Below are 15071 nucleotides of genomic sequence, written 5' to 3'. Positions count from 1 at the left end.
CGCCCGGCCCGGGCTCAGACCTTGGGTGCGGCGAAGGTGTCGCAGGCGTCCAGGCTGCCCTGCTGGTAGCCGACCATGAACCACTTCTTGCGCTGCTCGGAGGAGCCGTGGGTCCAGGCCTCCTCGTTGACCCGGCCGCCGCTGCGCTTCTGGATGTAGTCGTCGCCGACCGCCTTGGCCGCGTCGATGGCCTGGTTGATGTCGTCCTGGGTGAGGTCGAGGATCAGCTTCTCGCCGGAGGCGTCCTCGGTCGTGGCGGCGTGGTTGGCCCACAGCCCGGCGTAGCAGTCGGCCTGGAGCTCGAGCCGGACGCCGTCGCTCTGCGGACCGGTCTGCTGGCTGCGCACCTGGCCCATGTAGCCGAGCAGGTTCGAGATGTGGTGGCCGTACTCGTGGGCGAGCACGTAGAACTCCACGAAGCTGCCCTCCGGGCCGCCGAGCTGGCCCTCGAGGACGTCGTCGAAGAACGTGGTGTCGAGATAGATGGACTCGTCGGTGGGGCAGTAGAACGGCCCCACGGCGGACGACGCGCTGCCGCAGCCGGTGTTGACCGACCCCGTGAAGGTGACCATCGCCCGCTCCGGCCGGAACTTCCCGCCGAGCTCGGACCCCCAGTAGTCGGTCAGGGAGTTCTCGATCGCGACCCGGGCGCAGTCCTGGCTGTTGTTGGCGTCCTCGCCGGTCGCGCAGTCGGCGTACCGGCCGGAGCCGTCCTGCGCGTCGCTGAGCCGGGTCGGTGAGTAGACCTGCGAGCTGCTGCCGAGCCCGCCGCCCCCACCGCCGGTCAGGTCGAGGCCCATGCACTGGGAGAGCACGACGAGCAGCACGATCAGGATCACGCCGCCGAGGCCGCCCTTGCCGAGTCCGCCGCTGGGGATCGGGATCCGCATCCCGCCGCCACCGAGGCCGCCCCCCGCGCCGCCACCGCCGCCGCTCCCGGCGTCGCGGACCCGGGACTGGTCGAGGCGGGCCTTCGGATTGAATCGCACCACGGCAGCACCCTATTCCAGAGTCCGCCGTTTTCAGCGCTGCCGAGCGGCCGTGGGAGACTGGGGCACGTCATGATCACGGTGCACCAGCTCGAGGTACGCGTCGGTGCGCGGCTCCTCATGGAGAACGTCAGCTTCCGGGTCGGCCCCGGCGACAAGGTCGGGCTCGTCGGGCGCAACGGCGCCGGCAAGACCACCCTCACGAAGGTCCTCGCGGGCGACGTGCTGCCCGCGGGCGGCTCGGTCGCCAACAGCGGCGAGCTCGGCTACCTGCCGCAGGACCCCCGGGTCGGCGACCCCGAGGTGATCGTGCGCGACCGGATCCTGTCCGCGCGCGGCCTCGACGACGCCGTACGACGGATGCGGGCCGCCGAGGTCGCGATGGCCTCCGAGGACCCCAACGAGCGGGACAAGGCGTTCCGGAGGTTCCAGCGCGCGCAGGACGAGCTCGACGCCGGGGGCGGGTACGCCGCCGAGACCGAGGCGCTCCAGATCGCGCAGAGCCTCGGCATCCCGGACCGGCTGATGGACCAGCCGCTCGGCACCCTCTCCGGCGGCCAGCGTCGCCGCGTCGAGCTGGCCCGGATCCTGTTCTCCAGCGCCGAGGTCCTGGTCCTCGACGAGCCCACCAACCACCTCGACGCCGACTCGATCCTGTGGCTGCGGGACTGGATGAAGTCCTACAAGGGCGGCTTCATCGTGATCTCCCACGACAACGACCTGCTCTCCGAGACGGTCAACAAGGTCTACCACCTCGACGCCAACCGCGCGGTCATCGACGTCTACAACATGGGCTGGCGCAACTACCTCACCCAGCGCGAGACCGACGAGGCCCGCCGCAAGCGCGAGCTGATGAACGCCCAGAACAAGGCGAAGACGCTCACCGACCAGGCCAACAAGATGCGCGCCAAGGCCACCAAGGCGAGCGCGGCGCAGCAGATGCTCCGGCGCGCCGAGCGGCTGCTCGAGGGCGTCGAGGGTGAGCGGCAGGCCGACAAGGTCGCGGCGATCAAGTTCCCGTCGCCCGCACCGTGCGGCAAGACGCCGCTCACGGCGCGTGACCTGTCGAAGTCGTACGGCGCGCTCGAGGTGTTCACCGCCGTGGACCTGGCCATCGACAAGGGCTCGCGGGTGGTCATCCTGGGCCTCAACGGCGCCGGCAAGACCACGATGCTGCGGATCCTGGCCGGCGTCGACCACCCGGACACCGGGATGGTCGTGCCGGGGCACGGCCTCAAGGTCGGCTACTACGCCCAGGAGCACGAGACCCTCGACGTGGGCCGCACCGTGCTGGAGAACATGCAGTCGGCTGCCCCCGAGCTCACCGACACCGAGGCCCGCTCCGTGCTGGGCTCGTTCCTCTTCTCCGGCGACGACGTGCACAAGCCGGCGGGCGTCCTCTCCGGAGGGGAGAAGACCCGGCTGGCGCTCGCCTCGCTCGTCGTCTCGGCCGCCAACGTGCTGCTCCTCGACGAGCCCACCAACAACCTCGACCCCGCCTCCCGCGAGGAGGTGCTCAACGCGATCCGCCGCTACGAGGGCGCGATCGTGCTGGTCACCCACGACGAGGGGCGGTGCACGCGCTCGAGCCGGACCGGGTGCTCATCCTCCCCGACGGCGTCGAGGACCTGTGGAGCCCCGACTACGCCGACCTGGTCGCCCTGGCCTGACCCGGGTGCTCAGTAGCCGCTGAACTGGTCGACCCGCGCCCGCGGCAGCGCGAGGCGGAGCGCGTTGACCATCCGGGGCGGGCCGCTGAGGTAGGTGCGCCGCCGGTGCCGGTCCGCCACGGCCGCCGCGATCAGCTCGGCGCTGAGGTCGGTGCCGGGGACGTGCTCCCAGTCGTCGGGTACGCCGGCCGGGCGGGTCGGCGACACGAGGACCACCCGGGCGGCGGTCGCGGCCAGCTCGTCGGCGTAGGGCACCGGGTCGGCAGTGGTGCCGTAGACGAGGACCACGTCGTCGTACCCCCGGTGGCGCTCGGCGCGCAGCTGGCTGAGGTAGGGCGTGACGCCGATCCCGCCGGCGACGAGCAGGAGCGGCGCCTCCCGGCGCGACCAGACGAAGTCGCCGCCGACCAGGGTCGCGCGGACCCGATCGCCGGGTGCGAGCGCCTGCAAGGCTGCCTTGAAGGCGCTGGGCGGGTCGGTCACCCGTACCGCGACGGTGATCTCCTCGCCCGGCGGGCTGCTGATGCTGAGGATCCGGCGCAGCCCCCGGCGGTCGCTGGCGGCGCCGGTCGCGCCGAGGTCGAGCTCGACGTACTGCCCGGGGAGGAAGCGCAGCCGGCGGTGCGGCGCGAAGGCGACCTCGACCGTGTCGGCGCCGATCGGGCGGACCGCTCGCACCTCGAGGTGGGTGCCGCGCTGGCCGCACGCGAAGGCGACCAGGTTGGCGGCCAGGAGGGCGATCTCGTAGCTGCCGCCGATCGGGCCGAGGTCGAGCAGGTACCCGGCGGCGAGCGCGGTGAGCGGCAGCGTGAAGACGACCGCGGCGACGAGGGCGGCGAGCACCTGGTGCGGCCGGCGGGGCGCCAGGGTGAGCGGCTCGGTGAGCATGAGGGCCGCGAAGAAGACCACCGGCGACGACTCGAGCGCGAACCGGAGGCCGTCGGCCCAGGGGAGCGCCTGGTCGTGCAGCGCCCCGGCGGTGAGCGCCGTGGCGGCCACGACGAAGACCGCCACGTGCAGCACCCGGCGCACCCGCCACAGCACGAGGACCCCGGCGACGACGACCCAGGGGAGCAGGACCTGGCTGCCGATCCACCAGGTCGTGAACGGCAGCGACTCCGGCGTGCCGGCGGCCCAGCCCACGAGCGCCAGGAGCACCACGCCGGCGGCGGCGGGGTTGAAGAGGTGGCGGGCGTGCCGGACGAGGACGTACTTGCTCAGGGTCGCGAGCACCGCGACGAGGCCCAGCCAGGCCAGCTCCGCCGGATCCGTGGTCGGCCAGTACAGGAACCACAGCAGGAGCGCGGTGATCAGCGCCGACTCCGGGTGCGGCCGCAGGCCGCGGAGCCGGGCCACCGCCTGGTTGGCGGCCACCGAGGCGACGACCAGGACGGCGAGCGTCAGCAGCATCGCGGGCAGGCCGAAGACGGTGCGGTCGAGGCGGCCGGTCGCCGCCAGGACGAGGGCGACGAGCACCAGTGCCCCGAGCGCGCCGGAGACGACGCGGTACATCGGGAGGCGCCCGAGCGCGGAGTCCAGTCGAGTGGCGATCACGTGAAGACCTCTCCGGTGAAGCCGTCGCCGACGTCGACGGTGCGGTCGCTGAGGAGGCGGACGGCCACGACGCCGAGGTCGGCGGCGACCCGGTCGGCCGCGGCGAAGAAGAGCGCCGTCGCGGCGCCGTCGGCGAGCAGGGCGGAGTCCGCGATCGCCCAGGTGGCGATCACCCGGCGGACCGGCTCGCCGGTGCGGGCGTCGAGGACGTGGTGGAGCCCGTCGCCCCAGGCCCGGCGGTTGGTCGCGGACGCGGCGATCGCCTGTCCCGGGGCGACCTCCACGACGCCGACGGCCGCCGCCGGGTCGGCGGGGTCCTCGAGGGCGACCCGGAGGGGGCGGTGGCCGGGGGCGTTCCACAGGTCGCCGCTGGCGTCGACCCAGTGCAGCGCGCCGGCCGGGCGGTCGAGCGCCTCGGCGACGAGATCGACGGCGAGCCCCTTCCCGGCGGCACCGATGTCGACCACGCACGGCGCCGGCAGCTCCAGCCGCTCCGGGGTCCGCACGACGTCGCGCCACGGGGGCGCGGCGACCGGAGCGCCGGCGACGAGGGAGTACGACGCGTCGTACCCGAGCGCCTCGAGGCTGCCGCCGACCAGCGGGTTGACCGCCCCTCCCGTGAGCGCGTCGAGCCGGTCGTAGAGGTCGAGCAGTCGCGTGGTCGCCGGGTCGAGCGGGATGACGCCGCCGCGCCGCGCGACGTGGGCGACCACCGAGTCCTCACGGAACCGGGACCAGGTGCGGTCCAGGTCGTCGAGCGCGCGGAGCGCGGGCGCCAGGTCGAGCGCGTCGCCGGCGACCTCCCACCGGGTGCCGAGCGCCGCGAACGCGTGCCCGGTCGCCGGCGGCGCGGCCGGGGTCACGGCTGGGCCGCGTCGGCGATCGCATCGAGGGCGCTGTTGAAGCCGCCGGACGACAGGGACGACCCGGCGACCTTGTCCACCGAGAGCGAGGCGATGCTCTTGCCGACCGCGACGTCGGCGATGCCGCTGGCGAACTGGGCCTGGAACTTCTTCGAGTTCGGGTTCACCCCGAGCGGGGTGACGGTGAGGGCGCTGATGGTGCCGTCGGCGTCGAGGGTCAGGCTGACCTCGAGCTTCTCGGCCCCGCCGGGAGTGGTGTAGCTGCCGGTGGCGGTGTAGTCGCCGGCGGTGTAGCCGCCGGAGCCCCGGTCGGAGTCCGCGGCGTCCGCAGGCTCGTCGGCGGCGGTGCAGGCGCTGCCGACGCCGGCCAGGCCGACGGCGGCCAGCCCGAGCAGACGGGAGGAGGAGGGCCTTCTCATGGGTGGTGGGACTCCTGGTGTCGGATCCGAAGATTAGGTAATGACAACCTTACCTTCGTCTGCTGAATGCCCGGAGACCCGGTCTCACCGCCGCGTCGTCGCGGGGTGCGCCGAGCAACGCCCGCGCTACTAGAGTGACCGCTGATGGAGTCGGCGGGCGTGAGCAGCTACACGACAGGGCGCGGCGCGCTGACCGGCGCGACCCTGTGGCGGGTCGTGTCAGAGGGCACGGAACAGCACGTGCTCCCGGACGGCGTGATGGACCTCATGTGGTTCGACGGGCGGCTCGTCGTCGCCGGCCCTGACACCCGCGCCATGATCGCCGCGACTCGGGCCGGAGACGTGACCTGGGGCCTGCAGTTCGCCCCGGGCGTCGCCCCGACGCTCTTGGGCGTGTCGGCGCGCGAGCTGACCGACCAACGCGTGGGCCTCGGCGACCTCGTCACGTTGCCACCACGGCTCCTCGGATCGCCGCCGAACGACGCAGCCGAGTCCCTGGAGCGGATCGTCATGGCCCTGTGGACACGAGCGGATCCGGAGGCCTCGACGATCCGCCTCGCGGCATCCATCGACCGAGCGGCTCGGCGGGGCCTGCGCGTCCACGAGATCGCAGAGCGACACCACCTGTCCGAGCGTTCGCTACGTCGCGTCAGCGACCGGCTGTTCGGCTACGGCCCGAAGACGCTCACCTCGATCCACCGCCTCCACCACGCCCTGCGGGTCGCCCGTGCCGGTCGTTCCCTTGGCGATGCCGCCCTCGCCGCGGGCTACGCCGACCAAGCACACCTCAACCGCGAGGCGAAGCGGCTCACCGGCCGGACCCCCGTGGCGCTCCTCCGACTCGACGACGGCCGACCGACCGACGGCTGATCTGCCGATTCGTCCAAGACGGCAGCAGCGCAGGCCGGCAGGGTGGTGGGCATGGGCATCGATCTCAGCCGCGCCGAGGCATTCATGACCTCGCACGCGCGCGTCCTCGACCGGCGGCGGTTCGAGGTGGCCAGCACCGGCAGCGACGCCGCGCGTGAGGCGATCATCCGTGGGCTCGACGCCTATCGAAACCCGGACGGGGGATACGGATGGGGGTTGGAACCGGATCTTCGGTGTCCGGAGAGCCAGCCCGGCGCCGCGCTCCACGCCTTCGAGGCGCTGGCCGCAGCCGGTCCTGCGACCTCCCCGCACACGACCGCGCTTCTGGGCTGGCTGGAGTCCGCCACCCTCCCGGACGGTGGGCTGCCCTTCGCGCTCCCCATCAGCGATCCCGTGGCATGTGCCCCCTTCTGGGTGCAGGCGAACCCCGCTGAGTCGTCCTTGCAGATCACCGCGGCGGTGGCTGCCCAGGCGCATCACGCGGCACGCTGGGACGGCTCCCTACGGAGCCATCCGTGGCTGGCGACGGCGACGCGGTACTGCTTCGAGCGGATTCGTCAGATCGACGAAGCTCCCTTCGCGTACGTGCTGTCCTTCTCGCTCCAACTCCTCGACATCGCCTCCGACACTCACCCGGAGGCTCACGAGCTGCTGGCCCACCTCACGCAGTTCGTCCCGAGCGACGGCGCCCTCGCCGTCGTCGGCGGAGCAGCGGACGAGACGGTCCACCTCCGATCCGAACCCGGACGACCACTCCGCGACCTCCTCGATCCACAGGCGGTATCGGACGAGCTGGACCGACTGGAACGAGCACAGCTCCCGGACGGCGGGTGGCCGATCGACTTCACGAGCTACTCCGCCGCCGCCACCCTCGAGTGGCGCGGGTACGCCACGGCCGGCGCAGTCGCGACATTGCGCGCGAACAGCCGCTGATCAGTCCGTCGACCGCGCCGCGCTCACTCCGTCGCGATGGCGTCCAGCACGTCGAGCCGGGCGGCGCGGATCGCCGGCACCACCGCCGCGAGCACGCCGACCACGATCGCCACGACGAGGAAGGCCAGCAGCTGCCCGATCGGCAGCCCGAGGCTGGTCAGGTCGTCCTTGAGCGACTGTTGGAGCAGGACGCCGATGAGCAGGCCGAGGACCATGCCGAGCACGGCGCCGAGGACCGCGATGGCGACCGACTCGAGGGTGACCATCCGGCGCAGCTTGGCCCGGCTCATGCCGACCGCGCGGAGCAGCCCGATCTCGCGGGTCCGCTCGATCACGCTCAGCCCCAGCGTGTTGACGATGCCGATCACCGCGATCACGATCGCCAGGGTCAGCAGGCCGTAGATGATGTAGAGCAGCTGGTTGACCTGCCCGCGGATCTCGTCGGCGAAGCCGGCCTTGTCGAAGACGCCGACGATGGGCGCCGGGGCGGCCGCGTCGTCGACGGCGTCGCGCACCGTGGCGGGGTCGACAGCGGGGTCGATGAGGATGCTGAGGTTGGTGTCCTGGCGCAGCACGCCGGCCGCGACGAGCTGGTCGATCGGGATGCTGACCTCGGCCGTGGTCTCCGCGGACTCGACGATGCCGGCGACCGTGAGGTGCAGCGTCGTACCGCCCAGGAAGCCGAGGTCGATCGCGTCGCCCACCCCGACGTCGAGGTCGCGGGCGAGGCCGCGGAACAGGACCGCCTCGGCTCCCGTCGGCGTCGCGTCGCCGGCCACGACGTCGAGGTCGTAGATCCGGCCGTACGCGGCGTCGTTGCCGGCGATGTTGACCGTCTCGCCCGCGGCCGGGCCCGACTGCACGCGGGCGGCGGCCCACTGCTGGCGGCTGACGACGTCGACGCCGGGGACCTGCGCGACGGCGTCCCCGATCTCGGTCGAGAAGGGCAGGAAGTTGGTGTTCTGCACGAGCAGGTCGGCGGTGAACTGCTCGTCGACCACGTCGTCGACGGACTTGTTGAGCGAGGCCGCGAGCACGCCGATGGTGGAGACCAGGGCCAGGCCGATCATCAGCGCCGAGGCGGTGGCGCCGGTACGACGGGGGTCGCGCAGGGCGTTCTCGCCCGCGAGCCGGCCGGTGGTGCCGAAGAGCGCGCCGAACAGCGAGCGGCACAGCGCGAGGACCGGCTTGCCGACGACCGGGCTGATCGCCGCGACGGTGAGGATCCAGATCACGGCGCCGACGCCGATCCAGGCGGCGTCCGAGCCGGGCGCGCCGGCGATCCCGGTGGCCGCGAAGCCGGCGCCGACGGCGAGCAGCACCGCGCCGACGAGGCTACGGCGACGCAGCGACCCGCGCTCGGGCACCGCGTCCGCGCGCATCGCCGCCACCGGGGCGACCTTGGCGCCGCGGCGCGCGGGCAGGTAGGCCGCCGCCATCGTGACGCCGACGCCCACGACGTACCCGGTCACGATCGTGCGGGGCGTGAGGTCCAGCGCGTCGCTGGCGATGTCGAGCCCGACCGAGCGGAACATCGCGGCCAGGCCGCGGGCCAGCACCAGGCCGAGGCCGATGCCGAGTGTCGTGGCGACCAGCGCCAGCACGAGCGCCTCGAGCAGGACCGAGCGGGTGACCTGGCCGCGGCCGGCGCCGAGGGCGCGCAGCAGCGCGAGCTCGCGGGTGCGCTGGGCCACCAGGATCGAGAAGGTGTTGACGATGATGAACCCACCCACGATGACGGCGATGATCGCGAACACCAGCAGGAAGGTGTTGATGATCCCGAGGAAGGCGCCCACCGCGTCCTGGGACTCCTCGGCCACCTGGTCGCCGGTGACCGCCTCGAAGCCCTCGGGCAGCACCTGCTGGGCGGCGTCGGCGAGCTCGTCCTGGCTGACGCCGTCGGCCGCGGTGAGGCTGATCTGGTTGTAGGCGTCCGCGCCCCCGAGGAACAGCTCCTGTGCCTCCTCGGTGGTGAAGATCAGCAGGGTCGCGCCCGCCGTGCCGCCGCCGTTGAACTCGGCGGTGCCGACCAGCTCGGCGGTCCGCTCCAGGGTCCCGAAGGGCGCGAGCAGCTTGACCTGGTCGCCCAGGCGGTAGTCGCCGGCCTTCGCGGCCGCCTCGTCGAGCACCATCTCGCCCGGTGCCTCCGGCCAGCGGCCGGACTGGAGCAGCAGCGCCCGCTCGCCGTCCATGTTGGGGCCGTCGGTGTGGTTGAAGGCGAGGGTCGGCGCGCCGGTCCCGCCGACGAGGGTCCCGTCGCTGGCGAGCAGGTTCATGCCGAACCCGGCGACGTCGCCGTCGGCGCGCGCCACCTCGGGCAGGCCAGCCAGCCGGGCGACGTCGTCCGGGGTCAGCGCGAGGCCGGACTGGCCGGACACGCCGCCGTCGAAGGACTCGGTGTCGACGGCGCGGACGACGCCGTCGGGCGTCGAGCCGTGGATGATGCCGTCGAAGGTCGTGGCCAGGCCGTTGCTGAAGACCAGGACACCCGCCAGGAACGCCACGCCGAGGATCACCGACAGCCCGCTCATGACGAGCCGCACCTTGCGGGCGAACAGGTTGCGCAGGGTCAGGCGCAGCACGTCAGGCCGTCCCGGCTGCCGCGGCGAGGTTCGTCATGCACTCCGAGATCCGGGCCACCCGGGCGGGCTGGTCGCGGTCGGGGTTGCGGATCTCGTCGACGATCCGGCCGTCGGCGAGGAACACCACCCGGTCGCAGTACGACGCCGCGACGGGGTCGTGGGTGACCATCACGATCGTCTGGCCGAACTCGTCGACGCTGCGCCGCAGGAAGCCCAGTACCTCGGCCCCCGACGTGCTGTCGAGGTTGCCGGTCGGCTCGTCGGCGAAGACGATGGCCGGCTGGCTGACCAGCGCCCGCGCGCAGGCGACCCGCTGCTGCTGGCCGCCGGACATCTGCGAGGGCCGGTGCCCGAGCCGGTCGCGCAGGCCGACGGTGTCGACCACCGTGTCGAACCAGGCCTGGTCCGGCTTGCGCCCGGCGAGGCTGAGCGGCAGCAGGATGTTCTCGCGCGCGGTGAGCGTCGGCACCAGGTTGAACGCCTGGAAGACGAAGCCGACCTGCTCGCGCCGCAGGGCGGTGAGCGCCTTGTCGCGCAGCCGGGACAGCATCACGTCGCCGATCTGCACGTCGCCGGAGGTCGGGGTGTCGAGCGCCGCCAGGCAGTGCATCAGCGTCGACTTGCCGGAGCCCGACGGGCCCATGATGGCGGTGAACTCGCGCGCGCCGATCTCCAGGGAGACCCCGTCGAGGGCGCGGACCTCGGAGTCACCGGCGCCGTAGCGCTTGTGGAGGTCGATGGCACGGGCGGCGACTGCGGTCGGCATGACTCCACCCTGACAGGTCGCGCCGACGACCCGCATCCGGAATGTCCCTGAGGCGTCCCATGGGTTCCGTAGGCTTCGGGTCATGGCGCAGGCACGCTTCGTGGGGGCGATCGACCAGGGGACGACGAGCACCCGCTTCATGGTGTTCGACCACGACGGCACCGAGGTCGCCCGGCACCAGCTCGAGCACCAGCAGATCCTGCCGCGCGCGGGCTGGGTGGAGCACAACCCGGTCGAGATCTGGGAGCGCACCTCCGCCGTCGTCCAGACCGCGCTCGGCAAGGCCCGCCTCGGCGTGGAGGATCTGGCGGCGATCGGCATCACCAACCAGCGCGAGACCACGATCGTGTGGGACCGCCGCACCGGCCGGCCGCTCGCCAACGCGATCGTCTGGCAGGACACCCGCACCGACGCGATCGCGGCGGCGCTGGACCGGGACGGGCGCGGCGACGTGATCCGGCACCGCGCGGGGCTGCCGCCGGCGACGTACTTCTCCGGCGGGAAGCTGCAGTGGCTGCTTCAGGAGGTCGAAGGACTGAGAGACGCGGCCGAGCGCGGCGACGCCCTCTTCGGCACGCCGGACACCTGGGTGCTGTGGAATCTCACCGGCGGGCCGGACGGCGGCGTCCACGTCACCGACGTCACCAACGCCAGCCGCACCATGCTGATGGACCTGGAGACCCTCGACTGGGACGACGAGCTGCTGGGCTTCTTCGGCGTCCCGCGGGCGATGCTGCCGCAGATCCGGGAGTCGTCGGCCACCACGCCGTACGGCGTGACCCGCGGCCGCGGCCCGTTCGGGGGCGAGGTGCCGGTGACCGGGATCCTGGGGGACCAGCAGGCCGCGACCGTCGGGCAGGTCTGCTTCGCGCCGGGGGAGGCGAAGAACACCTACGGCACGGGCAACTTCATGCTCCTCAACACCGGCACCGAGATCGTCCGCTCGAAGGCCGGGCTGCTCACCACCCCGGCCTACCGGCTGGGCGACCAGCCGTGCGTCTACGCGCTCGAGGGCTCGATCGCGGTCACCGGCTCGGCCGTGCAGTGGCTGCGCGACCAGCTCGGCATCATCAGCGGCGCCTCCGAGTCCGAGTCGCTGGCGCGGCAGGTCGACGACAACGGCGGCGTCTACTTCGTCCCGGCGTTCTCCGGGCTGTTCGCGCCCTACTGGCGCTCCGACGCCCGCGGCGCCATCGTCGGGCTCTCCCGGTTCAACACCAACGCCCACGTCGCCCGCGCCACGCTGGAGGCGATCTGCTACCAGTCGCGCGACGTCGTCGAGGCGATGTGCGCCGACTCCGGCGCGGAGCTGGAGGTGCTCAAGGTCGACGGCGGCGTCACGCTCAACGGCCTGTGCATGCAGATCCAGGCCGACGTGCTCGGCGTACCCGTGTCCCGGCCGGTGGTGCCGGAGACCACGGCCCTCGGTGCGGCGTACGCCGCGGGGCTCTCGGTCGGCTACTGGCGCGACACCGACGAGCTCCGGCAGAACTGGCGCGAGGACACCCGCTGGGAGCCGCAGTGGGACTCCGAACGCAGGGAGACCGGCTACGCGCAATGGAAGAAGGCCGTGCAACGCACCCTCGACTGGGTGGAGGTGGAGAGCCGATGACGCCCGCACCCCTCTCGCCCCGGGCGCGCACCTCCGCGCTCAAGCGGCTGGCGACACAGCAGCTCGACGTCCTCGTCATCGGCGGCGGCGTCGTCGGCTCCGGTGCGGCGCTCGACGCCGCGACCCGCGGCCTCTCGGTCGGCCTGGTCGAGGCCCGCGACTTCGCCTCCGGCACGTCGAGCCGCAGCTCCAAGCTGGTCCACGGCGGCCTGCGCTACCTGGAGATGCTGGACTTCCGGCTGGTCGCCGAGGCGCTCAAGGAGCGCGGGCTGCTCATGCAGCGGCTCGCCCCGCACCTCGTCCGCCCGGTGCCCTTCCTCTACCCGCTGACCGGGCTGGGCTGGGAGCGCTGGTACGCCGGCACCGGCGTCGCCCTGTACGACGCGCTGTCGAAGGCGAGCGGGTACGGCGACGGCACGCCGGTCCACCGGCACCTGACCCGCCGGGGCGCCCGCAAGGCGTTCCCGTCGCTGCGCAAGGACGCCCTCGTCGGCGCGATCCGCTACTACGACGCCCAGGTCGACGACGCCCGGCACACCATGTTCCTGGCGCGCACCGCGGCGACGTACGGCGCGGCGGTCGCCTCCCGCACCCGCGTCCTGGGCCTGCTCAAGGAGAGCGAGCGCGTCGTCGGGGCCGAGGTGATCGACCTGGAGACGGGGCGACGGTTCGAGATCCGCGCCTCGCAGGTCATCAACGCGACCGGCGTGTGGACCGACGAGACGCAGGCGATGGCGCGCGAGCGCGGGCAGTTCAAGGTCCGGGCGAGCAAGGGCATCCACCTCGTCGTGCCGCGCGACCGGATCCGCGGCGAGACCGGGCTGATCCTGCGCACCGAGAAGTCGGTGCTCTTCGTGATCCCCTGGAAGCGGCACTGGATCATCGGCACCACCGACACCGACTGGGAGCTGTCCAAGGACCACCCGGCCGCCAGCTCGAGCGACATCGACTACCTCCTCGAGCACGTCAACCGCGTGCTGGAGGTGCCGCTGACCCGCGACGACGTCGAGGGCGTGTACGCCGGGCTCCGCCCGCTGCTCGCGGGCGAGTCCGAGGCGACCTCCAAGCTCTCCCGCGAGCACGCCGTCGCCCACAGCGTGCCGGGCCTCGTGGTGGTCGCCGGCGGCAAGTACACGACGTACCGGGTGATGGCCGCCGACGCCGTCGACGAGGCGGTCCACGGCCTGGAGACCGTGCTCGGGCGCAGGGCGGGGGAGTGTGTGACCGAGCGGGTGCCGCTCGTCGGCGCCGACGGCTACCAGGCGCTGTGGAACCAGCGGCGCGCCCTGGCCGCCCAGTCCGGGCTGGCGATCAACCGGGTCGAGCACCTCCTGGAGCGCTACGGCTCGCTGGTCCTGGAGGTCCTCGACCTGATCGCCGCCGAGCCGGATCTGGGCGAGCCGCTGCCCGGCGCCGAGGACTACCTGATGGCCGAGGCGGTGTACGCCGTCACCCACGAGGGCGCGCGCCACCTCGACGACATCCTCACCCGCCGGATGCGGATCTCCTTCGAGACCTTCGACCGCGGCGTCGCGGCCGCACCCCACGTCGCGGCGCTGGTGCGGAGCCACCTGCGCTGGGACGCCGGCCAGACCGAGCGCGAGGTCGAGCACTACCTGAAGCGGGTCGAGGCCGAGCGCGAGAGCCAGCGGCAGCCCGACGACCACACGGCCGACGCGGCGCGCAAGGGAGCGCCGGACGTCGTCCCCGTGTCGCGGATAGCCGAGGAGATCGAGTCGATGGAGATTCCCTGATGGAGCTCGGACTGAAGGACCGCGTCCACCTCGTCACCGGCGGCACCCGCGGGCTCGGCCGGGCCACGGCGGAGGCGCTCGTGGCCGACGGCGCCCGGGTCGTGGTGTCGGGGCGCTCGGCGGAGTCGGTCGAGTCGACCGTCGCCGCGCTCGGCGGGCCGGAGCACGCCCGCGGCGTGGTCGCCGACAACGCCGCGCCCGACACCCCGGCGGCGCTGCTCGCCGCGGCGCAGGACGCGTGGGGCCGGGTGGACGGGGTGCTGATCAGCGTCGGCGGGCCGCCCGCGGGGCTGATCACCGCGATGACCGACGAGCAGTGGACCACCGCCTTCGGCTCGGTCTTCCTGGGCGCGGTCCGGCTGGCCCGCGAGGTGGGCGCCGTGCTGGGCGAGGGCGGCTCGATCGCGTTCGTCCTCTCCAGCAGCGTGCGCCAGCCGATCCTCGACCTGGCCATCTCCAACGGCCTGCGGCCCGGGCTCGCCATGGCGGCGAAGACGCTGGCCGACGAGCTCGGGCCGCGCGGCATCCGGGTCAACGGCCTGCTCCCGGGCCGGATCGGCACCGAGCGGATCGCCGAGCTCGACGCCGCCCGCGGCGACGCCGAGGCCGCTCGTGCCGAGGCGTCGGCGCAGATCCCGTTGCGGCGCTACGGACTGCCGGAGGAGTTCGGCCGGGTCGCGGCGTTCCTGCTCTCACCCGCGGCGTCGTACCTGTCCGGGGTGATGCTGCCCGTCGACGGCGGGATGCTCCGCCCGCTCTGACCGGCCTCGGCGGGAGCGCGACGGGAGAACGGGCCGCCGGAGCGGCGCTTGGTGCCGACCCGCTGGCCGCGGGGGCCCAGCCGGCGCTCGTCCCAGGCGAGATAGGCGAAGCCGCCGATGGCGAGCACCCCGAAGAACCACCACTGCAGGCCGTAGAAGAAGTGCGGGCCCTCGCCGAGCTCCGGCAGCTCCACCGCCGCCAGCTCGGTCTCGGGGCCGGGTCCTCGCTCTCGAGCGCCACGAAGCCGGTGAACACCTGCTGGCCGATCGCCTCGCCGATCGGGCCGCTCGCGATGGC

The 15071-nt window shown here is 73.2% G+C and carries 12 protein-coding genes and 1 pseudogene; 6 read left to right on the top strand and 7 right to left on the bottom strand.

Features of this window, described 5'->3' with window-relative positions; translation table 11 throughout:
• Nucleotides 1–14 precede the first annotated feature (14 nt).
• Nucleotides 15–989 (bottom strand): KPN_02809 family neutral zinc metallopeptidase, encoded by a 975-nt coding sequence (gene ypfJ, locus FIV44_RS29475; protein ID WP_141008134.1) that lies wholly within the window; start codon nt 987–989, stop codon nt 15–17.
• 72 nt (nt 990–1061) lie between these two features.
• On the opposite strand from ypfJ, the pseudogene FIV44_RS29470 reads away from it, so the two are divergent.
• Nucleotides 1062–2659 (top strand): annotated as a pseudogene (locus FIV44_RS29470) (ABC-F family ATP-binding cassette domain-containing protein).
• Nucleotides 2660–2668: 9 nt separating this feature from the next.
• Here FIV44_RS29470 and FIV44_RS29465 read toward each other — a convergent pair.
• Genes FIV44_RS29465 through FIV44_RS29455 form a run of 3 tightly spaced genes read right to left on the bottom strand, consistent with a single transcriptional unit; the run spans nt 2669 to nt 5495 of the window.
• Complete coding sequence (locus FIV44_RS29465) at nt 2669–4213, bottom strand: FAD-dependent oxidoreductase (protein ID WP_141007547.1); 1545 nt, start codon at nt 4211–4213, stop codon at nt 2669–2671.
• Complete coding sequence (locus tag FIV44_RS29460) at nt 4210–5076, bottom strand: FAD:protein FMN transferase (RefSeq protein WP_141007546.1); 867 nt, start codon at nt 5074–5076, stop codon at nt 4210–4212. Before FIV44_RS29460 ends, FIV44_RS29465 begins: the two co-directional genes overlap by 4 nt.
• On the bottom strand, nt 5073–5495 hold the full coding sequence (locus FIV44_RS29455; RefSeq protein ID WP_141007545.1) for an FMN-binding protein: 423 nt from the start codon (nt 5493–5495) through the stop codon (nt 5073–5075). The genes FIV44_RS29460 and FIV44_RS29455 overlap by 4 nt, the downstream gene beginning before the upstream one ends.
• Nucleotides 5496–5639: 144 nt before the next feature.
• On the opposite strand from FIV44_RS29455, the gene FIV44_RS29450 reads away from it, so the two are divergent.
• Together FIV44_RS29450 and FIV44_RS29445 are read left to right on the top strand one after the other, a co-directional pair.
• Nucleotides 5640–6365: a helix-turn-helix domain-containing protein gene (locus tag FIV44_RS29450; RefSeq protein ID WP_219996218.1), complete on the top strand. Its 726-nt coding sequence runs from the start codon at nt 5640–5642 to the stop codon at nt 6363–6365.
• Nucleotides 6366–6416: 51 nt separating this feature from the next.
• The gene (locus FIV44_RS29445) at nt 6417–7298 is read left to right on the top strand and encodes a hypothetical protein (RefSeq protein ID WP_141007544.1); all 882 of its coding nucleotides are present in this window, start codon (nt 6417–6419) and stop codon (nt 7296–7298) included.
• A gap of 23 nt (nt 7299–7321) precedes the next feature.
• On the opposite strand, the gene FIV44_RS29440 is transcribed toward FIV44_RS29445, so the two are convergent.
• Nucleotides 7322–9880 (bottom strand): ABC transporter permease, encoded by a 2559-nt coding sequence (locus FIV44_RS29440; protein ID WP_141007543.1) that lies wholly within the window; start codon nt 9878–9880, stop codon nt 7322–7324.
• 1 nt (nt 9881) lies between these two features.
• Entirely contained in the window at nt 9882–10646 is a 765-nt protein-coding gene (locus tag FIV44_RS29435; protein WP_246086708.1) for an ABC transporter ATP-binding protein, read from the bottom strand.
• 82 nt (nt 10647–10728) lie between these two features.
• Here FIV44_RS29435 and glpK point away from each other — a divergent pair, with 82 nt between their 5' ends.
• The 3 genes from glpK to FIV44_RS29420 are packed head-to-tail and all read left to right on the top strand — an operon-like array spanning nt 10729 to nt 14773.
• Nucleotides 10729–12258 (top strand): glycerol kinase GlpK, encoded by a 1530-nt coding sequence (glpK, locus tag FIV44_RS29430; RefSeq protein ID WP_141007541.1) that lies wholly within the window; start codon nt 10729–10731, stop codon nt 12256–12258.
• On the top strand, nt 12255–14012 hold the full coding sequence (locus tag FIV44_RS29425; protein WP_141007540.1) for a glycerol-3-phosphate dehydrogenase/oxidase: 1758 nt from the start codon (nt 12255–12257) through the stop codon (nt 14010–14012). Before glpK ends, FIV44_RS29425 begins: the two co-directional genes overlap by 4 nt.
• A complete protein-coding gene (locus tag FIV44_RS29420) occupies nt 14012–14773 on the top strand; it encodes an SDR family oxidoreductase (RefSeq protein ID WP_141007539.1) in 762 nt (253 codons plus the stop codon). The genes FIV44_RS29425 and FIV44_RS29420 overlap by 1 nt, the downstream gene beginning before the upstream one ends.
• Here the strand turns inward: FIV44_RS29420 and FIV44_RS32955 are convergent.
• A complete protein-coding gene (locus FIV44_RS32955) occupies nt 14659–14967 on the bottom strand; it encodes a hypothetical protein (RefSeq protein WP_246087087.1) in 309 nt (102 codons plus the stop codon). The two genes, FIV44_RS29420 and FIV44_RS32955, sit on opposite strands and share 115 nt — an antisense overlap.
• Nucleotides 14968–15071: the final 104 nt, after the last annotated feature.

The sequence above is a fragment of the Nocardioides humi genome, from assembly GCF_006494775.1.
Classification (GTDB): domain Bacteria; phylum Actinomycetota; class Actinomycetes; order Propionibacteriales; family Nocardioidaceae; genus Nocardioides; species Nocardioides humi.
The sequence above is the reverse complement of the archived record's forward strand: the minus strand, read 5'-3'. Positions and strand labels throughout refer to the sequence as shown.

Excerpts from the sequence above, each read along its gene's own strand:
- FIV44_RS29455 (WP_141007545.1), bottom strand. The coding sequence starts at position 5,495 with ATGAGAAGGCCCTCCTCCTCCCGTCTGCTCGGGCTGGCCGCCGTCGGC.
- FIV44_RS29450 (WP_219996218.1), top strand. The coding sequence starts at position 5,640 with ATGGAGTCGGCGGGCGTGAGCAGCTACACGACAGGGCGCGGCGCGCTG.
- FIV44_RS29445 (WP_141007544.1), top strand. The coding sequence starts at position 6,417 with ATGGGCATCGATCTCAGCCGCGCCGAGGCATTCATGACCTCGCACGCG.
- FIV44_RS29435 (WP_246086708.1), bottom strand. The coding sequence starts at position 10,646 with ATGCCGACCGCAGTCGCCGCCCGTGCCATCGACCTCCACAAGCGCTAC.
- glpK (WP_141007541.1), top strand. The coding sequence starts at position 10,729 with ATGGCGCAGGCACGCTTCGTGGGGGCGATCGACCAGGGGACGACGAGC.
- FIV44_RS29425 (WP_141007540.1), top strand. The coding sequence starts at position 12,255 with ATGACGCCCGCACCCCTCTCGCCCCGGGCGCGCACCTCCGCGCTCAAG.
- FIV44_RS29420 (WP_141007539.1), top strand. The coding sequence starts at position 14,012 with ATGGAGCTCGGACTGAAGGACCGCGTCCACCTCGTCACCGGCGGCACC.